This is a genomic window from Alkalihalobacillus alcalophilus ATCC 27647 = CGMCC 1.3604 (assembly GCF_000292245.2).
Taxonomy (GTDB): domain Bacteria; phylum Bacillota; class Bacilli; order Bacillales; family Bacillaceae_D; genus Alkalihalobacillus; species Alkalihalobacillus alcalophilus.
The window spans coordinates 22,705-43,333 of sequence record NZ_ALPT02000038.1; the positions used below are offsets into that span (position 1 = coordinate 22,705).

The window sequence follows — 20,629 nt, forward strand, 5'->3', positions numbered from 1 at the left end:
CATCAAAGTAGTTGATAGCCAATAGGAGGGAAAAAAATGAATACAGGTCGCATTACTCAAGTAATGGGTCCAGTTGTTGACGTAAAGTTTAACAGTGGACAGTTACCTGAACTCAATAATGCATTACGCGTTGAACAACGTGGCGCGAGCATAAATGCAGTTGATGTTAATGTAACATTAGAAGTAGCCTTGCATCTAGGTGACGACACTGTTCGTACGGTTGCAATGTCTTCTACAGACGGACTTGTTCGTGGAACAGAAGTGGTTGACACAGGTGACGCGATTTCTGTACCAGTTGGAGACGTGACATTAGGTCGCGTATTTAACGTATTAGGTGAAGCAATCGACTTAGCTGATCCAATTCCAGCTGATGCTAAGCGTGCTCCAATTCACCGTGAAGCACCAAAGTTTGATGAGCTTTCTACAGGTAAAGAAATTCTTGAGACAGGAATTAAAGTTGTAGACTTACTAGCTCCTTATATCAAAGGTGGTAAAATCGGCCTATTTGGAGGAGCGGGTGTAGGTAAAACCGTTCTTATCCAAGAACTTATTAACAACATCGCTCAAGAGCACGGTGGTATCTCTGTATTCGCCGGTGTAGGTGAGCGTACTCGTGAAGGAAATGACCTTTTCCACGAAATGACAGATTCAGGCGTTATTAAGAAAACGGCAATGGTATTCGGTCAAATGAACGAGCCACCTGGTGCGCGTATGCGTGTTGCCCTTTCAGGCTTAACAATGGCTGAGCATTTCCGTGATAAAGACGGACAAGACGTTCTTTTATTCATCGACAACATTTTCCGCTTTACACAAGCTGGTTCAGAGGTTTCGGCCCTACTTGGTCGTATGCCATCTGCCGTTGGTTACCAACCAACACTTGCAACGGAAATGGGTCAATTACAAGAGCGTATTACATCTACTAAAGTCGGTTCTGTTACATCTATCCAAGCGATTTATGTACCAGCCGATGACTATACGGATCCAGCTCCAGCAACAACTTTCGCTCACTTAGATGCAACAACAAACTTAGAGCGTAAGTTATCTGAGATGGGTATTTACCCAGCCGTGGATCCATTAGCATCTACATCTCGTGCCCTTTCTCCAGAAGTTGTTGGAGAAGAGCATTATGCAATTGCTCGTCAAGTACAGCAAACGCTACAAAAGTACAACGAGCTTCAAGATATTATCGCAATCCTAGGTATGGATGAGCTTTCAGAAGAAGAGAAACAAATCGTTGCCCGTGCACGTCGTATTCAATTCTTCTTATCGCAAAACTTCCACGTGGCTGAGCAATTTACTGGCCAAAAAGGATCTTATGTACCGGTTAAAGAAACGGTTAAAGGCTTCAAAGAAATTCTTGAAGGTAAGTACGATAACCTTCCAGAAGATGCGTTCCGTCTAGTTGGACGTATCGAAGAAGTTGTGGAAAAAGCAAAGGAAATGGCTTAATATCCGTTGATTAATAAGCTAGTGGTGGTGAATCACTGCTAGCTCTCCTCTTAAGTTTTGAGGAGACAAATTTCAAAACCCGTATTGCTATTAAGGAGGGTTTTTACATGCCAACTATTAATGTGAATGTCGTAACTCCTGATGGCAAAGTGTATGATGGCGATGTCGATATGGTCAGTGTTCGTACGGTTGACGGCGAGCTCGGTATTTTACCTAAACATATCCCATTAGTTGCTCCATTAACAATCGGAGCAGTACGCTTAAAAAACGGCTCAACTGTTGAAAAAGTTGCAGTAAGTGGTGGCTTCGTTGAAGTTCGCCCTGATCAAGTAACGATTTTAGCAGAGGCTGCGGAATTGCCTTCAGATATCGATGTAGACCGTGCAAAACAAGCAAAGGAACGTGCAGAAAAGCGTCTTGAAGAAATTAAACAAGAGCAAACTGATTCAAAACGTGCTCAACTTGCCTTAAAACGTGCCATGAACCGCTTGGATGTATCAGGTAAATAATCAAATCAAAAAGGGAGTAGGATGCTAAGACATCCTACTCTCTTTTTTTCATGTGGATTGGAGAAAGAATGGCTTTTTAGCTTTGAAAGAAGCCAAAAGCCAATGCCCAAAAGTGAGTAAGGGAAACAAAGGGGTTCAGTGAGTCCCGAAGCCGTTGAATAAAAGCGTGAAAGGGAATCAAAGAGGTGCAATGAATCCCGAAGCCATTGAATAAAAGCGTGAAAGGGAATCAAAGAGGTGCAATGAATCCCGAAGCCATTGAATAAAAGCGTGAAAGGGAATCACAGGGCATCAATGAATCCGAAAGCCACCAAATAAAAGCCTCAAAGGGAATCAAAGAGCCCCAATGAATCCGAAAGCCACCAAATAAAAGCCTCAAAGGGAATCAAAGAGCCCCAATGAATCCGAAAGCCATCAAATAAAAGCCGCAAAGGGAAACAAAGGCTCCCAATGAATCCATAAGCCATCAAATAAAAGCCGCAAAGGGAATCAAAGCCCCCACCACAACAGACATCAATAATTACCCCAATCCCCAACACTAAAACAACATTTGCAACATCTGATTTGTTCCTTATCTAATACAAAGATTTGAAACAGCACAATTAAAATTTTATAAAAAAGCGAAACTTTTTATGATATTGAACGTCTTATAATTAGGTGGATTTTTATTTAAATGATTAAAAATGAATATTTGCGGGTAGAGAATAGAAGGGAAACGTTCTCAAAAATTTGTCAGGGTAAAATGTTTTCATTTTTGTCACAACTTCTTGAAAAAATAGGTCTGTACAACTATATAATTCCATATTTACTCTGTAGATTTTTTTTGCAAGATAAGATATGATGAGAATTGGATTGTTTTAGTTAAGGAAACATCTATTGAGTAATGGACTGATTGCATTTTGTCGATTTTTGGATGAATAAGTAGAAAAGGAGTTATAACCCATGTTTGATGATTTTGGACAACTGGCACTCATACATATCATGGTGAATGTCTTTTTCCTGGCATTAACATGGTGGGCATTGCAGGCAGTAAGATTTGATGTCTTTCTTCGAGACCCAAAAGGGACAAGAGCAAAGGTATTACAAGTATTATTAACGTTTGCTATCGCCCATTTATTAACAGATTTTTTCCTTGCATACTTAAACTCATCTCAAATGTTACGCTACCTATGGTAACTCGCTATAGCAACTGAACATGTCGAAAAGTGACTACAACTTCCATGTATGCTCACCTTTTCTCTGGTAAAAATGTTAGTAAAGAGTTTTTACGAGAGGGGAATCTTACATGAAATTGGGGAAAAGTTTCTTTTTAGTTGTACTTGTGTTCGGGCTCGTTATCGTACATTTTTTTGCGAATTCTTTAGGGGGTCATTCATTTGTAGCAGCAGCTAATGAGCTTGTAACTTTAGCTGAAGACAAAAAATGGGACATTCATGAATGGCAAATTTTAGCAAGAGAAGAGCAAGGTTTGATTACAAATCAAGAATCATTCAGACAACATGTACATATGATGAGCATTGATTTAGATGACTGGAACGTAACGGATGTTGACGATTCTGCACAAGAATGGAAAGCAACCCTTACGAATCAAAACCCAATAATGGATGTTCAAGAATCTTTAACGATCTTTGCATATCCAGAAAATGGGCAGTACCGTCTAGCGCACACATATAAACTTCAGGGATCCTCTCTACACACTCTCGCATCACAACAACTGGAACCATTAGTGAACAAACGAATTGATTCTTTCTCACTTGATCAATCTGCAATTTATACACAACTTAAAACTTCAGAGGACCAATCGTATCTTGAACATCACGAGAGCTTGTCTCACTTTGCTACGGAATTGCTCGAATCCCTTGATGCTAAACAGGTTGAAGCATTAGAAGAAGAATCATTTGTTTCTTTTTCTGCCTATTTAGAGAACTGGGAACAAGCCATTTCAACCAACGGTGAGGAGATGAATCTTCAGCTCGCGATTAGACAAGAACAAGGATTGGGCTCTAGGACGACTGTGACAATAGGAACGCCTATTATTACGACTGAATATTGATAATATAGAAGAGACCATAATTTCTAGACGCGGAGGGGAATACGTTGGAAAAAATTATTGTCCACGGTGGCAACAAGCTTAATGGTACAGTAAAAGTATCTGGTGCCAAAAATGCTGTGTTACCTGTGATTGCTGCATCGATTTTAGCTGGCCGCGGCACGAGCCATATTTATGATGTGCCTTCATTGGCTGATGTATACACAATGCAAGAAGTTTTACGTAATTTAAACATTGACGTTGATTACACGGATGGCATTTTTAAAGTAAATGCCGAAAAAACATTAAAGACAGAGGCACCTTTTGAATACGTTCGAAAAATGCGTGCTTCATTCTTAGTAATGGGTCCACTTTTGGCTCGCGTTGGAAAAGCTCGTATCGCTTTACCAGGTGGCTGTGCGATTGGCTCAAGACCAATTGATCAACATTTAAAAGGCTTCGAAGCAATGGGAGCAGTTGTTGAGATTGGGAACGGCTTTATCGAAGCTCGTATTGATGGGCGTCTTCAAGGTACAAAAATTTATTTAGACTTCCCAAGTGTGGGAGCAACTGAAAACATTATGATGGCGGCTGCTTTAGCAGAAGGAACAACAATTCTAGAAAATGCTGCAGAAGAACCGGAAATCGTTTGTTTGGCGAACTATTTAAATTCAATGGGAGCTAAAGTGCGTGGTGCAGGAACAGGTGTTATCCGCATTGAAGGTGTTGATTCATTAGAGGGCGCCGAGCACACAGTAATCCCTGACCGGATTGAAGCTGGAACATTTATGGTGGCAGCTGCCATTACAGGTGGAAATGTCCTTGTCGAAGGAGCCGTAAGTGAACATTTACGTCCTCTTATCGCAAAAATGCAAGAAATGGATGTTCAAATCATTGAAGAACCAACCGGACTTCGTATTATTGGACCTGAAAAATTAAAAGCTGTCGACTTTAAAACGATGCCACATCCAGGTTTCCCAACAGATATGCAAGCACAAATGATGGCTTTACTATTAAGAGCAGAAGGAACAGGTGTGATTACGGAAACGGTTTTTGAAAATCGCTTCATGCACGTAGAAGAATTCCGTCGGATGAACGGTAACATTAAAATCGAAGGACGTTCAGCTATCATCACCGGACCAAACTCTTTACAAGGAGCCGAAGTTGCCTCAACGGATTTACGTGCTGGTGCCGCTTTAGTTATCGCAGGACTCGTAGCAGACGGTGTTACACGCGTCACAGAGCTTAAACACATCGACCGTGGATATGTCGACTTAACAGGCAAACTCCAAGGCTTAGGAGCCAAAGTCGAGCGCTACAACGACACAGCCGAAACAGCAACACCAGAAACCAACACGGCTGTTGAAGCCAAAACAAACTTAGTTTAACCTACAAGTAAAAAATTAAATAAACATTTATTTAAAACACGATCAGGAGATTCCTATCGTGTTTTTTTGATTGGGTGGTAAAAGTTATAAGCAAGAGGAGTAACTGAAGCCAGAAATGATGAAGCAGGAAAGTCCCTAAGACAAATCCGCAACGCCCAGCCCGATCCTCAGGCGTGGCCACTGAAAAAGTAGGGTTCTATGACTAATGAAGAAGCGACTTCATTCCAAAATGAAGGGAGCGCCGTTTTTTGATGACCAAAACGGGGCTAGTGAAAGACACAGGGACTCCTATGAAAATAGTGAAGGACGGGAGACACGCAGCGAGCGAGTTATCATGAAGAAAATTAGCCCCTATTCGTAACAGCGTAGGTTAATTTGGTTAGAATAGCTAATAGAAACGCCAAACCAAATCAGAGCTACATTACGAACGGAGCTAATTATCACAAAGGATACCACATAATACGTTGGTTTATACGTATCAAAAGCAAAAATGTCGGCTGCGGCGGCAGGGATGAGAATGTCGCGATGTCACTCGTTATATCGACATGATTGGTGCTCAATGATTGCCAAAGTGCCTCAGAATCAGATGAAAAGGGAATCAAAGGGGTCCAATGATTCCGAAAGCGCCTCAGAATCGAGTGAAAAGGGAATCAAAGGGGTCCAATGATTCCGAAAGCGCCTCAGAATCAAGTGCAAAGGGAATCAAAGGAGGTCAATGATTGCCAAAGTGCTCCAGAACCAAGTGAAAAGGAAACCAAAGCCACTCAATGATTCCTATAGAGTCCCAGAACCAAGTGAAAAGGGAATCAAAGGGGCTCAATGATTCCTATAGAGTCCCAGAACCAAGTGAAAAGGGAATCAAAGCCACTCAATGAATCCCAAAGCGCCTCACAACCAAGTGAAAAGGGAATCAAAGCACCTCAATGAATCCCAAAGAGCCCCAGAACCAAGTGAAAAGGGAACCAAAGCCACTCAATGATTGCCAAAGAGCCCCAGAACCAAGTGAAAAGGGAATCAAAGCCGTCAAATGATTGCCAAAGCACCTCAGAATCAAGTGAAAAGGGAATCAAAGGGACCAAATGATTCCCGAAGCTCCTCAGAACCAAGTGAAAAGGGAATCAAAGCCGTCAAATGAATCCCAAAGAGTCCCAGAACCAAGTGAAAAGGAAACCAAAGCCGCTCAATGAATGCCTTTACGCCCCAAAATCAAGTGTAATTGACATCAAAGCACCTCAATGAATCCCAAATCCTCTCTAATTGATTCGCTTTCGACATCATTGCCCTCCTATGACTTTCTTTCCAGTTCTAAAATCAATCGAAATTTCACTTTTATATTTGCTTTGTCTTGGATAGGCTGTGTATGAGTCAAGCTATCGCATTGATTCGCATTTTTTCTGCAAATTTACACTTTTTATCTTAATTTTTTTGTTCTAAAAAGCACTTCTTTAACTCTATTAAATCGTGTTCTATCTTTTGGGAGAGCGTCATATAGTACATGTAGAGAGATACTTAATGAAGGAGTTTAGATATGAGACGGTTATTGATAACGGGGATTATTCTATGTACTGTAGTCTTATTTATTCCGACGATGCTTGTTTTACTAGGGTCATCGTCAACCAGTGAACAAGTTCAATCAACAGAAGTAGCAGCAAATCCAGCTCCTCCACCAGAAGCAACCGAAGAATATCAACCAGAGGAAGATGTCACCGTAGCAGTTTTTCGAAATCAGTCGTCAACCGTTGAACAAATTCCGCTTGAAGAATACGTCATTGGGGTTGTTGGCTCAGAGATGCATGCGTCCTTTGAAGTCGAGGCTTTAAAAGCCCAGTCATTAGCAGCGAGAACCTATGTCCTTCAGTATATGATGAATGAGGAGCACTTTGACTTCCCTGAAGGTGCAGTGGTTACGGACACGACAAACCATCAAGTATATCAAGATAACGAACAGCTAAAAGAAAAATGGGGAGCCGATTTTGAACAAAATTATGCAAAAGTACGAGAAGCGGTCTTAGCAACAAAGGGAGAGATTTTAACGTATGATGGCCAACCGATTGACGCCCAATTCTTTTCCACAAGTAATGGGTACACTGAGAACTCAGAGGATTATTGGGGAAATGAAACACCGTATTTAAAAAGTGTAACGAGTCCATGGGACCAAGAGTCACCAAGATTTAGTGGTATCAAAAGAATGAGTGTAGCCGAATTTGAAAGCAAATTAAAAGTGAACTTACCTGATGATGGAACCGTTGGAACGATTGTTTCGAGAACAGATGGAGGCCGAGTCGCTGTGGCTCAAATTAATGGAAAAGAAATTAGTGGTCGGGTCGTTCGCGATGAACTAGGACTTGATTCATCAGATTTCCAATGGCAAAGGCAAGGCGACGAGATTATTATCCAAACACGTGGCTGGGGACATGGAGTTGGCATGAGTCAATATGGAGCGAACGGAATGGCCCTAGAAGGAAAAACGTATGAAGAAATCGTCCATTACTATTACCAGGATATTACGATTCAATCGACAAAACCTTTTGTGGAACAATACGTCGCAAAAAATTCCTAATCCAAAAAGCAACAGCTTCACCGTTAGTTAACTACGACGGTGGAGTTTTTTTATCTTTTCGAAAACCCCTGGCTATACGAGTAGTCTAAAAGAGCTTCTAGCGTAGACCTAAAAACCTTCCCCTCATGGTAGGATATACATTCACATGTTAGGGAGCAGCTCGCCTGCTTGCGGAGTATCGTCGATTTTTTAGTAGCTCCAATAATGTTCCTTTAGTTATAAATAGGTGTGTAACGAAGCCGCACATTCCCGGATGAAAAAGGGGAGGATTCGACTAATCGTAATTTAGCAGGAGTCTTTTTGAAATAAGGAGTGCCACCACCGAGTAAAATCGGATTGACGATAATATGATATTCATCAATCAGCTGTTCGTTTAATAGATAATCAGACAGAATAGAGCTCGATAAAATGACGATGTTTTGGTTACTCGGCCCTTTTTTTAGATCATGAAAATAAGAAGCAATATCTTCGTTAATCAGTTCAGTAGATTTCCAATTGGCCTCCTTTAATGTGGAAGAGACGACTATTTTGTTTGTCTCATTCATTTGCTTTCTCGTTTCTGGAAATAGACTTTCCGCCAGTGGTGTTGGCCAAAAGGCAGCCATATGTTCATATGTTTTCCGACCAAAGGCAAGATAATCAGCTGATTTTAAAAGCTCGAGACTGTATGTATGATATTCAGAATCAACGACATGCCAATCTATCTTATTCTTAGAATCTTCTATATAGCCATCTAGGCTGACCATTGCTTGAGCAAGTATTTTTCTCATAGGTTCTCCCCCATTTTCTAAAAGTTAGCTATTATATTCTTCTAGATGGGCCCGTGTGAATCCTTTTTATAGCGGGCTTGAAGTGCTTTTTTTATAAATCATGCATAAAAATCTTGCTTTTGTCGAAAAATAATCGAAAAAATTTTTTGAAAGATGTATACAAACCTCTTAATCTGATCAGACTGATTGCTGAGGTGATGAAACAATGAGAGAAGACGAAAATAAACGTTCTTCAGAAGAAAAAACATTAAGTGTACAAGTAAAGCGTCTAATGCGTAAACGTTGGGTCGCTCCTGCTCTTTATCTAGTTGTAGCAGCCGGTATTCTAAGTGCAGTCTTTATTCTAAATGGTCAAGAGGAATCTACTAATCCAGATGGAGAAGTAGAAATTAACGACCCTAGTTTTGTCTATGATGAAGAAGCTGTTGAGGCCGCTGTATCAAACGAAGTGTTAAAGATGCCAGCAGACGAGTCAGAAGTTGAGTTAGTCGGGTTCTTTTATGACCACAATGGAACATCAGAAGAAAAGCAAGCAGCACTTGTAAGTTATAATAGTTCATTCCACCAAAACTTCGGATTGGATTATGCAATGCCAGGTGCAGAAGATTCATTTGATGTAACAGCAGCCTTAACAGGTACAGTTGTTAAAGCTGAAAAACAACCTATTTTTGGTTATGTTGTTGAATTAAATCATAAAGATGGCCTTGTGACATACTACCACAGTTTAGCAAACCTAGACGTCACTGTCGGTGATACGGTTAATCAAGGTGAAATCTTAGGACAAGCTGGAAGAAATGAATACAACAAGGATGCAGGAGTTCACGTTCATTTTGAGCTTAGATATGATGGTGTTCAAGTGAATCCAACAGACCTTTTCCAACAACCAATTGATGCAATCTTTGAAGTAGTCCAATCAGATGAGGACGGTAAAGAAGCAGAAGATAAGGATGGAAAAGAAGAAGAGCCTGCAGAAGGTTCAGAACAACCAACAGAAAATACACCAACTGACACAGAAGATCCCGCTGATAAAGAAGACGAAGACAGTGATCAAGAAGAAGACGGTGCAGAAGACGCTAACGACGCTGATGACGAAGAAGCCGTTGAGTCCATTGGAAACGTAACTTTACTCATGTAATGGGGACAAAGAGTCCAAAGCAAGTTCACAGCAAGATGTGGTTTTGATGCCACTGGTTTGAAGTCAAAGATGGAAGGTCACCTTATTTTAAATAAAGGACCAATCATTTAGAATAGCCAAGTTCAAGTGGCTAAGAGAGACTAGCAAATGGCTAAAACCAAGTTAACCTATGAAAAAAGTTAAAAATATTAACCGAAACCGTTCCGATTATACACTCGGGGCGGTTTTTTTTATACACAAAATGAGGCTAAATGGCAGACGCAAGCCATTGAAAATAGGTAATAGCTAATCTTCTAGAATGTTACTTTTGTCCATTTAATAGAGGGGCGATAGCATGTCTGTTAGAGGGACTTAACCAAAGAGTATGCCTCTCTTTGGTTAAGTGTAGTAAAGAAAGGCTCAATCAAAAGGAGGAAGGCTCTCATCTAATTGAGATTATGAGGCAATAAGTTAAGAGGAGGTGTTATACTCCTAAAATATTGTGAGGGAGGTCATAGATTAGGAAGGAAGTTGAACAAGAAGTGTGAGCAATAAGGGTTTTGACTGAAATGATTCGTTAAGTAGTTTTTGACGAATTTCTGAGGAGTAATACTTAAATTTTGTCTTTCTTCATTCATCAGCATGTCTTTCAATCAATTTAATTGCAGATGAATCTTTATTGACGTATCTGGGGGGACTTGAAATAAATAGGTTTCTGGGTGGATAAAAACAACAAATGATTATATCTGAGGAGTTAATCGATGTTTTTGTAGAAATGGACGAATGAGGCTTTCGTTTCGTAGAAGTTGGGCAATTGGGCTTTCAATTTCTTCATTAGACGATGAGTACCAACGATTATTATTGATCGTGAATTTACCTTTGTAGCTTTTCGTTTTAAAAAGGTAAATACAGTATGGAGTGATCATAATAGAATCATTATGAAAATACCTCTGACCTACTTTTAAAGAAATATCATGTACATAAAGCCAATCATTTGCTAGAGAGCATGCTGCGTCCATTTGTATAATTATTACTCGTCTTCATATTTCTTTTTTATATTAAGATAATGATGACGATGCTTTTCAGATAAATTGGGTAATCGACTTTTTCAACTTCTCATAGTAATCAAGGATTTTGATTCCTATCTTTCCTTTAATATCAAATTTACACCTCCTTTAGTATGGAATTACCAATTTATAATTCTGAAAAGTAAGACTATTTTACCGCGAAAAATTTAGTGTGTTTAGTGGTTTGATCGATTATCTGACAAAGAAATTAATTTTTATTTAAAAAAAGAGTGGAAATCGTGATTCTTAATGGGTTTTGTAGTGGTTGAGAGGCTACTGAAAAAAATATCAACATCATCTTTCTTTTACAAAGACCATTATTATTTTCATAATCCAAAACGGCAAGAGCGAAATACACGGAATTAAAAAAACTGCCAAGGGGATCAAAAGGCCTGCAATGAATCCCGAAGCCAGTAAATAAAAGCCGCAAAGGGAATCAAAGGCCCGCAATGAAGCCAAAAGCCAGCAAATAAAAGCCGCAAAGGGAATCAAAGCCCCGCAATGAAGCCGAAAGCCATCGAATAAAAGCCGCAAAGGGAATCAAAGGCCCGCAATGAAGCCAAAAGCCAGTAAATAAAAGCCACAAAGGGAATCAAAGGCCCGCAATGAAGCCAAAAGCCATCGAATCAAAGCCGCAAAGGGAATCAAAGCCCCGCAATGAAGGCCAAAGCCTCTAACATAAAAACCGTAGACGGCGACTCCGGTTCAGCCTCGGAGTAAGTTAACTAATGTAACCATATCTTAAAGAACAAACCGTTTTCTATGTGGCTTCACTATTAGCACCACTCTAAATCAAAAAATTCACGCAAATTATGAAAAACAAACCTTGTCCTGTGAAGAATGTGGTATATCTCCTAAGCCTGCTTAATAAACTGTACCAATCACTAACACAGATTTAGGGAGGCGAGTCGTGTGCACGATTACATCAAAGAGCGTACTATCAAGATTGGCAGGTATATAGTCGAGTCACGAAAAACGGTTCGAACGATAGCCAAAGAATTCGGGGTCTCGAAAAGTACCGTACACAAGGATTTGACGGAGCGTTTGCCAGAGATCAATCCTGACTTAGCAAACGAAGTTAAGGAAATCCTTGAGTACCACAAGTCTATTCGCCATTTAAGAGGTGGTGAGGCGACAAAAGTGAAATATAAGAAAACACAGAACGATTCACAGGAAAAAGTAGTCAAAACTAGACAATAATTCTTGAAAAAGCTATCCCTGCCCAAGCCTTTTGTGATAAAATTTATTACTAGGTAATTCGTATTTATTACTAATACGATGTTCGGAAAAACAGGGAGGAAAAAGAATCATGTTTGGTCGAGATATTGGGATTGATTTAGGAACAGCTAATGTACTTATTTATGTAAAAGGAAATGGAATTGTATTAAATGAACCATCAGTTGTAGCAGTCGAAACAAACACCAAGCGCGTACTTGCTGTAGGGGAAGAAGCTTTCCGTATGGTCGGCCGTACACCAGGAAATATTGTTGCCGTTCGTCCAATGAAAGACGGAGTGATTGCCAACTTTGAATTAACAGAATCAATGCTAAAGCACTTTTTAAGCAAAATTAATATGAAAAGTATTTTCTCTAAACCGAGAATTCTGATTTGTTGCCCAACGAACATTACATCCGTTGAGCAAAAGGCCATTCGTGAAGCAGCAGAAAAAAGCGGTGGAAAAAATGTTTACCTAGAAGAGGAACCAAAGGTAGCCGCAATCGGTGCAGGCATGGATATTTTCCAACCAAGCGGTAATATGGTTGTAGATATAGGCGGTGGAACAACGGATGTTGCTGTTCTTTCCATGGGTGATATCGTCACCGCCTCTTCTATTAAAGTAGCTGGTGATCGCTTTGACTTAGACATTCTGAACTATGTGAAGAAAACATATAAGTTATTAATTGGTGAAAGAACAGCTGAAAATATTAAAAAAGAAGTAGCAACAGTATTTCCTGGTGCACGTAATGAAGAAATCGATATTCGCGGCCGTGACATGGTTAGTGGATTGCCGAGAACGATTACGGTGAATTCAGAGGAAATTCAAGAGGCCTTACAAGAGTCTGTTTCCTATATTGTACAAGCTTCCAAACAAGTTCTTGAGCAAACTCCTCCAGAGCTATCAGCTGACATTATCGATCGTGGCGTTATTTTAACTGGTGGTGGAGCGTTGTTGCACGGAATTGACTTGCTTCTTGCCGATCAGTTAAAAGTACCTGTGCTTGTAGCAGAAGAGCCAATGCATTGTGTAGCAAAAGGAACGGGGTTAATTTTAGAAAACCTAGATAAAATGTCCAGTAAAAAAGTGCAAATATAATCCGCATTTCTACCGATATAATTAACAATGACTTTTAAATAGTAGGATAAACGGAGGTAGACGATGCTAAGAGGAATGTACGGGGCAGCAGCTGGAATGCTTGCCCAACAACAACGCCAAGAAATGTTAACGAATAATCTTGCCAATGTACAAACTCCAGGATATAAGGCTGACCAAGCGACGATTCGAGCGTTTCCATCTATGATGCTAGCCGCGATGAATACAAGTTCGGGTCCGATGAATCAAAATAAAGTGATCGGTGAATTGGCCACTGGTGTTTATGTACAAGAGCATGTTCCTAATTTTAAGCAAGGTGACTTAAATCAAACCGGAAACACAACAGACCTTGCTCTGTTACAAGGAGTGCTACCTGAAGGAGAAAATGGCGTACAAGGTGGCTTATTTTTCACGGTTACAGGTGATGATGGTGCACTTCGTTATACAAGAAACGGGCAATTTACGGTTGATGGAGAAGGGGTGTTGACGACCTCTAGTGGACATCGTGTTCTCGGTACAGATGGACAAGCCCTTGAGGTTGGCAACACTTCTTTTTCGGTAAACGAGAACGGAGTCATTCTTTCAAATGAGGGAGATATTATCGGACAACTTGGTATCGTCTATGTTGAAAATCCACTTGACCTGACTCGCGAAGGAAATGGTTTATTGACGTATTCAGGTGAAGAGGCAGAGGACTTTCCGCAAGCTATTGGGATGGATGATATCACATATCAAATTCAACAAGGTTTTGTGGAAAAATCAAATGTCGATCCAACTCAAACAATGGCAGAAATGATGAGTGCTTACCGAGCTTTTGAAGCGAATCAGCGTGTGTTACAAGCGTACGATCAAAGTTTGCAAAAAGCTGTTAACGAAATTGGAAGGCTCGGATAATTTCTTAAGCAAATTAAAAGCATATCTCTTTTCTAAAAAAGGTGGGGTGGAACATGAATCGTTCAATGATAACTGCTAGTGTGACGATGGGCCAAATTCAAAGTCAGCTCGATACGATTTCTCATAATCTAACAAATAGCCAAACAGTTGGCTTTAAACGTCGTGAAGCAAGCTTTCATGATTTATTATCGCAACAGCTTACAAACCAATCTCAAGAAAATCTTGAAGTAGGCCGATTGACACCAATGGGCCTAACGATTGGTGCAGGAGCAAAAATTGGACAAACGGCATTACGACTAGAGCAAGGCGCGCTGCAAACAACAGATCGTGAGCTCGATTTTGCTTTGACTAAACCGAATCACTTTTTCCGAGTGGAAGCGGCTGATGGAACAGCAGAACGTATGACACGAGCTGGGAATTTCTATTTAACGGCAAATGCCGCGAATCCGGAGCAGTTAACTTTAGTGACGGCGAGTGGTGATTTTTTACTTGATAATCAAGGAGAGCGAATCATCATTCCTGAAGATTTTTCTTCCTTTCAATTGCATAATAATGGCCAGTTACTTGTTACATTAGCAGACGGTAGTGTTGAAGAAGTAGCGAACCTTGGAATTCGTCAAGTTCATAATGCACAATTGCTCGTACCGGTTGGTGAGAATCAATTTGAACTTGCCGATTTGGCAACATTAGGTTATGCTGAAGCAGATGTAATTGAAGATGTAAATGCAAATGAAATCGCCCTTATGCAAAAGACACTAGAAGGCTCTAATGTCGATATGGCAAAAGAAATGAGTGACCTTATGATTGCTCAACGACATTATCAATTTAATTCCACAGCCATTTCAATGGCAGACCAAATGTCTGGTCTAGTGAACGGCATTCGCGGATAGTCGATTTAGAATCTGATTAGTTATTGAGGAGAAGCCAATGAGTGAAAAAGACCATAAACCGATGGAAACCGACACAACTTCAAAGGAAGAATCAATCAAAAAAGTTGATTCCAAACAAGAAGAGTTAACAGAAGGGGCTCCAGCGGCAAATACAGCATCAAAAAATGATGAGAAACAAGCGAAAGAGAAACGTTTTGGCCGCCCGAAAGTCAACAAGGGAAGAATACGTCTAATCCCAATCTGGCTCAGGATCCCAATCGTGCTTGCTCTTATCGGAGGTTGCTTAATACTCGGCTTAATGTTCGGCTATGGCACAATCGGTGGTCAAGAACCAACTGACGCCCTCAAACCCGAAACATGGTACCATATCCTAGATCTAATCAGAGGCAACGAATAAAAGCTCAATACCGTGTTGTGATGGAAGTTAAAAGTTGCAATTAAAAGAAATATCAGCATAAACGAAAACCATGTAGCGAAGCAGAAGCCACATGGTTTTTTGCTATGGAGAGAGGATGTCAATGAATCCCAAAGCAAGTGAATCAAAGGCCAGCAATGAAGCCGAAAGCCATCAAATAAAGGCGTGAAAGGGAATCAAAGGCCAGCAATGAAGCCGAAAGCCATCAAACCAAAGCCGCAAAGGGAATCAAAGGCCGCTAATGAAGCCGAAAGCCATCAAATAAAGGCGTGAAAGGGAATCAAAGGCCAGCAATGAAGCCGAAAGCCATCAAACCAAAGCCAGAAAGGGAATCAAAGGCCGGCAATGAAGCCGAAAGCCACCAAATAAAAGCCGCAAAGGGAATCAAAGGCCAGCAATGAAGCCCAAAGCCATCGAATCAAAGCCGCAAAGGGAATCAAAGGCCAGCAATGAATCCGAAAGCCACCAAATAAAAGCCGCAAAGGGAATCAAAGGCCAGCAATGAATCCGAAAGCCATCAAATAAAAGCGTAAAAGGGAATCAAAATCCACCAATCAGCCCTAAACCCTCCAAACTTACCCAAAATTCCTGCATTCCAAATATATGATATAATATTAAAAAAGAAAAAGGGAAGGATGTAGAACATGATTGGAATTGATGAAATTAAATCAATTATCCCGCACCGCTATCCATTTTTACTTATTGATAAAGTGATTGAGTGTGAGGTAGGGAAAAGTGCGGTTGGAATTAAAAATGTAACAGCAAATGAGGAATTCTTTAATGGGCATTTTCCTGAATATCCTGTGATGCCTGGTGTTTTGATTGTGGAAGCACTAGCTCAAACATGTGCGGTTGCAATGCTTCAAAAAGAAGAGAATCAAGGAAAGCTTGGGTTATTTGCCAAAATTGAAAATTGCCGCTTTAAAAACCCGGTGCGACCTGGTGATCAACTTCGTTTGGAAGTAGAAATCACGAGAATGAAGGGGCCAGTTGCAAAAGCTAAAGGCGTTGCTACTGTAGATGGGGAAGTAGCTGCAGAGGCAGAAATGACGTTTGCATTAAAATAAACTCATTTTTCGCTCATACATAAGCAAATTGTTTTAATTCAAGTTGTTTTTTTCATCTAGTTGAACGTATGTAAGTATTGCATTATTTTATCAAGAAAGAAATGATACAAAAACGAGAAATCCTTGGTATTGACCTTGGGCTTCTCGTTTTTTTGATTTAAGCACTGAAAGAATGTCTTTTTCAAGAAACGACAATAGTTGCTTTGAACCCAATAATGCCATAGTTTAAACCTCTCAATTCTATAACTTCTTCCAAGTTTTTATGTGAGAGTTTGTGACAAGATGTGGAGTTGGTATTACATTGCCAAAAAAATACGCAACCCATAGACGTTAAGATTTATCCTTGTTAAGATACAGTCAGGCTAACAGAGAGGCAATAATGATTAGGTTAGTCAATCTTAAAAATTAGTTTTCACTTACTATTGGAGGTAAATAAAATGAAAAAATATTTATTAACATCAGCAGCAGCGGTAGTATCTTTAGGTCTTTTAGCAGCTTGTGGAGATGGAACAGATGATCCAATAAATGATCCGGGTATGGACGATCCTTCAGTTGAAGATCCAGTATTAGAAGATGAAGGCGGCTTAGAAGATGACGGTCTAGGTGAAGACGGTATTGAAGAAGATAGTTTTGGAGATGACGATTTTGAAGAAGGTGGCTTAGGTGATGATGACCTAGGTGAAGAAGACGGATTTGGCGAAGATCTTGAAGACGAAACTGAAGATGTAGAATAATAGATTGATTAAAAAGACCCTGCAAATGTAGGGTCTTTTTCTGTGAAAATGCACAGAGCTATTGTGTTGAGCTTTACTTCAACAGGGCCCTCAATAAAAACCATAAAATGTCGAATCGTTCGGCGATATGATCGGTGAAATAACACTATTTTTCGGGAAATAATTTTGATTTATGACAGAATGGAATCATTTATTTGCTCAAATGACAAGGGAATATGACTAAGTTTCATTTTAGCTCTGAAAAAAATCAGCTTATAAAAGACAAAACATCGCAGCCTTTAGTCGAAGAATGTTATATTATACAAGTTTTTTCTAGTCTATGGTGATAATGTTTGAAGCGATATGATGTTTCACTGTCAAAATAAAATAACAAAGCATTTAAATTAGAGCAAGTGTAATACCGAGAGATACCATAGTTTTTGTGAGAAGGTTAGCGAATCACCCGTGGAACGCTTAAGGGACGCTAACTAACATAACTATATTTTAAAGAGGAGACTCTCCACGATATGTTCATTAAATAAACGTTTAATTAATCACCCTTTTTCAATTCATTTTTACCCTTTTCCTATTCCAAGTCCTCTCTTTCACCTCACCTCATTAACGATAATCATGCGTAGTTTTTTTAAGGTTGATTTTCTCCAGGAGGATACGGTGTTTTTGGAGACGTCGTATTTGGTTGCGATTTCTGAGAGTTTCATGTCTTGATAAAAGGTTTCCGTGAGCCAGGTTTGTTCTCGGTTTGAAAGGAGGTGGTAGTAGGGTGTGAGAAAATCTTCAGCTGCTTCTATATTTGTTGGATTTGAACAAATCGATTCTTCGGTTTGATGGTCGACTAATTCGTAACGTTCTTCGTATTTGTGTTCTTTTCTTAATTGATCGATTAAGTCGCCACGTACTCTTTGTAGGGCATAAGCCGCAAAGTGACCTTTTGCTGGATCATAATGGTGATAGGCTTTCCATAACGATATTTGGGCGATTTGGTAATACTCATCAAAGTTTTTGTAAATAAGTAACTTTTTCATTTGACCTTTAATTAACGGTTGAAAATCTTCCAAAACAGATTGGAAGGGGTCTTGATTCAACATTGATTTCCCTCGATTTAGAAAGCCAGCTTTCTGTGTATTCCGCGGTAGGTATAATGTAAATCAATTTCATGTCACAGTCATATGACGATGTCGACAAATTTACTCCTTCGCTAGCGATAGTTTTAAAAAAATGAGTATGAGAAAATGGCTGTTTTAACGGTTGGGAAAAGTCGATATGGAGAAAATGGTCATTTTTTGAGGATGGAGCTCAAATCGACATCTAAAGAAAAAATCCACCCTTAACATGAGGGCGGATGAGCAAAACGTTCTTCTATTCTTCTGAAAAGGTGATATTGACAATCATTACTTCGGCTCGTGTGCCAAAGCGGACGGCTGGACCCCAAAAGCCAAAACCAGATGTGGTAAAGGAATGGAATTCGCCAATTTGCAGGTGGCCCCAATCATTTTCAAATAAAAGTCCGGTAATAATGTTTGCTGGGAAAACTTGTCCGCGGTGGGTGTGACCGGAAACGATCAGATCGACACCGTGTTCGGCTGCTTCGCTAATTTCACGTGGTTGATGATCAAGCATGATGACTGGGTATTCTGGAGGCACATCTGCCATTAATTCCTCAATCGTAAGTCGCTCGGTATTTGTAAAATCCTCACGTCCGACAATCATGATCCCATTTTTAGTCATAATCGTTTCATCCATTAAAAGCGGAATATTGATTTCTTCTAGTTCAGCACGTAATTGAAGCAAATGACCCCCATAATAATCATGATTTCCTGGAACGGCATAGACCCCGTATGGAGCTCGGAGTTGGAGCATCACATCAGACAGGCCTTGCTCGATATATGGGGTAATATTATCATCAATGATATCACCAGGTAGCAAAATCATATCGGGCTCTTCTTCTTTTGAAATGGAGACGAGACGCTGAATGTGATTGGCCCCAATAATGTCGTTCATATGTAAGTCAGAAGCAATCAAAACTTTTAATTCATTCTCTTCTGTCATGAGCGGTTTATTGATTGAAATGTCGTATTCTCGTACAATCGGGGACCATGCATTATACGAACCGTAGATGAAAATAAAAGGAAAAAAGCGCTGATGATGTAGCCGATTTGTACTTTCCATCTTCTTTTGCTGACAAAATAAATGATGTTCGCAAGCGGTAACAAAATGAGTCCATAACCGACGATAATAAACCAATACCCACCGGCAAGTTCCAGAACGACAGAAGGGATAAAGTACGAGAGAAAAAAGGCGAAGGATAAGAACGAGATAACGGCAATATAGCTTTTTTTATACTTGAAGGAAAAAGCAGCTTGTAACCAGCGCCAGCCGTTATAGGCGATGTAACAACAGGTCGTCAAATAAAAGGTTAAAGACAAAATCAAGATAAGATAAGTTGGCATTTCCATAGTCCTTTCCAAAAAGTCGATGTACAAAAAATAGCATAGATAGTCGGCTATGTCCATGAATATGACTGGTTGAAAAGCGATAAGAGAGGACAAAATTATGAGAAGGCTCTAGAAACAGAACAAGTTTTTTTGAAAGGGGTTAGATTTATCATTTCCCGACAGAAGACTCCCTCTTCAATCGTGTGAAGGGAGAAGCCCAACGATAAGGGGGAGATGAATGGCGGTTGGCGGTAGCCAAAGAGATTCTTGTTAGGGTATAATAAGAACATACATTCCTATCGGAGGTGAAAACAATGCTCATCAACAAAGCGTACAAATTTCGTCTCTATCCAACCAAAGAACAGGAAATCTTCATTGCTAAAACCATCGGCTGTTCTCGTTTTGTCTTTAATCGCTTTTTAGGGCAATGGAACGATACCTACCAAGAAACAGGCAAAGGATTAACTTACAATGCTTGTTCGGCTGAATTAACGCAACTAAAAAAGGAATTCGTATGGCTAAAAGAAGTGGACAGCATTGCCCTTCAATCCTCCCTGAAAAATCTTGCCGATTCCTTTACTCGATTCTTCAAGAAACAAAATAAAGCTCCGCGCTTCAAGTCTAAAAAGAATCCGGTACAATCCTACACCACGAAAGTAACAAATAGCAACATGGCCATAGTAGACAACAAAATTAAATTGCCGAAACTAGGGTATGTTCGCTTGGCCAAAAGTCGTGAGGTTGAAGGACGTATTCTGAGCGCTACAGTCAGACGAAATCCAAGCGGAAAGTTCTTTGTATCCATTGTAGTCAAAACAGACGTACAGCCCTTGAAGAAAACGGAATCATCTATCGGTATAGATTTAGGCATCAAGGATTTTGCGGTTTTTTCGGATGGTCACAAGATGGACAATCATACGTTCACAGCCAAAATGGAAAAGAAATTAAGACGTGAGCAACGAAAACTTTCAAGACGTGCGTTAAATGCTAAAAACAAGGG

At 40.0% G+C, this 20,629-nt stretch carries 19 protein-coding genes; 15 read left to right on the forward strand and 4 right to left on the reverse strand.

The window, feature by feature from the left end; translation table 11 throughout:
* Positions 1-36: 36 nt before the first annotated feature.
* From atpD to spoIID, 6 genes are all read left to right on the forward strand, one after another.
* Positions 37-1,449: a F0F1 ATP synthase subunit beta gene (gene atpD / locus BALCAV_RS11685; protein ID WP_003320635.1), complete on the forward strand. Its 1,413-nt coding sequence runs from the start codon at positions 37-39 to the stop codon at positions 1,447-1,449.
* A 107-nt stretch (positions 1,450-1,556) separates the two neighbouring features.
* A complete protein-coding gene (locus BALCAV_RS11690; RefSeq protein ID WP_003320636.1) occupies positions 1,557-1,958 on the forward strand; it encodes a F0F1 ATP synthase subunit epsilon in 402 nt (133 codons plus the stop codon).
* 942 nt (positions 1,959-2,900) lie between these two features.
* Positions 2,901-3,134, forward strand: a complete 234-nt coding sequence (locus BALCAV_RS11695; RefSeq protein WP_003324510.1) for a DUF1146 family protein — start codon at positions 2,901-2,903, stop codon at positions 3,132-3,134.
* A 109-nt stretch (positions 3,135-3,243) separates the two neighbouring features.
* Positions 3,244-4,011 (forward strand): YwmB family TATA-box binding protein, encoded by a 768-nt coding sequence (locus tag BALCAV_RS21205; RefSeq protein WP_003324509.1) that lies wholly within the window; start codon positions 3,244-3,246, stop codon positions 4,009-4,011.
* 44 nt (positions 4,012-4,055) lie between these two features.
* Complete coding sequence (gene murA, locus BALCAV_RS11705; RefSeq protein WP_003324508.1) at positions 4,056-5,375, forward strand: UDP-N-acetylglucosamine 1-carboxyvinyltransferase; 1,320 nt, start codon at positions 4,056-4,058, stop codon at positions 5,373-5,375.
* A gap of 1,528 nt (positions 5,376-6,903) precedes the next feature.
* A complete protein-coding gene (spoIID, locus tag BALCAV_RS11710; RefSeq protein ID WP_003322710.1) occupies positions 6,904-7,935 on the forward strand; it encodes a stage II sporulation protein D in 1,032 nt (343 codons plus the stop codon).
* 212 nt (positions 7,936-8,147) lie between these two features.
* Here the strand turns inward: spoIID and BALCAV_RS11715 are convergent, their stop codons facing one another.
* On the reverse strand, positions 8,148-8,705 hold the full coding sequence (locus BALCAV_RS11715; protein WP_003322709.1) for a dihydrofolate reductase family protein: 558 nt from the start codon (positions 8,703-8,705) through the stop codon (positions 8,148-8,150).
* Between the two features lie 205 nt (positions 8,706-8,910).
* Between BALCAV_RS11715 and BALCAV_RS11720 the strand changes: the two genes are divergently transcribed.
* The gene (locus BALCAV_RS11720) at positions 8,911-9,840 is read left to right on the forward strand and encodes a M23 family metallopeptidase (RefSeq protein ID WP_003322708.1); all 930 of its coding nucleotides are present in this window, start codon (positions 8,911-8,913) and stop codon (positions 9,838-9,840) included.
* 719 nt (positions 9,841-10,559) lie between these two features.
* On the opposite strand, the gene BALCAV_RS23420 is transcribed toward BALCAV_RS11720, so the two are convergent.
* Positions 10,560-10,838 (reverse strand): nuclease-related domain-containing protein, encoded by a 279-nt coding sequence (locus tag BALCAV_RS23420; protein WP_081939269.1) that lies wholly within the window; start codon positions 10,836-10,838, stop codon positions 10,560-10,562.
* A gap of 960 nt (positions 10,839-11,798) precedes the next feature.
* On the opposite strand from BALCAV_RS23420, the gene spoIIID reads away from it, so the two are divergent.
* The 7 genes from spoIIID (at position 11,799) to BALCAV_RS11755 (ending at position 17,197) form a co-directional block, all read left to right on the forward strand.
* Entirely contained in the window at positions 11,799-12,086 is a 288-nt protein-coding gene (gene spoIIID, locus BALCAV_RS11725; RefSeq protein ID WP_003320615.1) for a sporulation transcriptional regulator SpoIIID, read from the forward strand.
* A gap of 109 nt (positions 12,087-12,195) precedes the next feature.
* Positions 12,196-13,200: a rod shape-determining protein gene (mreB, locus tag BALCAV_RS11730; protein ID WP_003320616.1), complete on the forward strand. Its 1,005-nt coding sequence runs from the start codon at positions 12,196-12,198 to the stop codon at positions 13,198-13,200.
* 63 nt (positions 13,201-13,263) lie between these two features.
* Positions 13,264-14,091 (forward strand): flagellar hook-basal body protein, encoded by an 828-nt coding sequence (locus BALCAV_RS11735; protein ID WP_003320617.1) that lies wholly within the window; start codon positions 13,264-13,266, stop codon positions 14,089-14,091.
* A gap of 53 nt (positions 14,092-14,144) precedes the next feature.
* Positions 14,145-14,981 (forward strand): flagellar hook-basal body protein, encoded by an 837-nt coding sequence (locus BALCAV_RS11740; RefSeq protein WP_003320619.1) that lies wholly within the window; start codon positions 14,145-14,147, stop codon positions 14,979-14,981.
* Between the two features lie 37 nt (positions 14,982-15,018).
* Positions 15,019-15,378, forward strand: a complete 360-nt coding sequence (locus tag BALCAV_RS11745) for a DNA-directed RNA polymerase subunit beta (RefSeq protein WP_003320620.1) — start codon at positions 15,019-15,021, stop codon at positions 15,376-15,378.
* A 662-nt stretch (positions 15,379-16,040) separates the two neighbouring features.
* Positions 16,041-16,463 carry a 3-hydroxyacyl-ACP dehydratase FabZ gene (gene fabZ, locus BALCAV_RS11750; protein ID WP_003324094.1) on the forward strand — a complete coding sequence of 141 codons (423 nt, stop codon included), beginning with the start codon at positions 16,041-16,043 and terminating at the stop codon, positions 16,461-16,463.
* A 437-nt stretch (positions 16,464-16,900) separates the two neighbouring features.
* Positions 16,901-17,197 carry a hypothetical protein gene (locus BALCAV_RS11755; protein ID WP_003324095.1) on the forward strand — a complete coding sequence of 99 codons (297 nt, stop codon included), beginning with the start codon at positions 16,901-16,903 and terminating at the stop codon, positions 17,195-17,197.
* Between the two features lie 584 nt (positions 17,198-17,781).
* Here BALCAV_RS11755 and BALCAV_RS11760 read toward each other — a convergent pair.
* Together BALCAV_RS11760 and BALCAV_RS11765 are read right to left on the reverse strand one after the other, a co-directional pair.
* Positions 17,782-18,282 carry a sigma-70 family RNA polymerase sigma factor gene (locus BALCAV_RS11760; RefSeq protein WP_052044373.1) on the reverse strand — a complete coding sequence of 167 codons (501 nt, stop codon included), beginning with the start codon at positions 18,280-18,282 and terminating at the stop codon, positions 17,782-17,784.
* A 271-nt stretch (positions 18,283-18,553) separates the two neighbouring features.
* Positions 18,554-19,438 (reverse strand): metallophosphoesterase, encoded by an 885-nt coding sequence (locus tag BALCAV_RS11765; protein WP_052044374.1) that lies wholly within the window; start codon positions 19,436-19,438, stop codon positions 18,554-18,556.
* Positions 19,439-19,943: 505 nt separating this feature from the next.
* Between BALCAV_RS11765 and BALCAV_RS11770 the strand changes: the two genes are divergently transcribed.
* Positions 19,944-20,629 (forward strand): RNA-guided endonuclease TnpB family protein (locus BALCAV_RS11770; protein WP_040323935.1); only part of this gene is annotated, 686 nt, incomplete at its 3' end.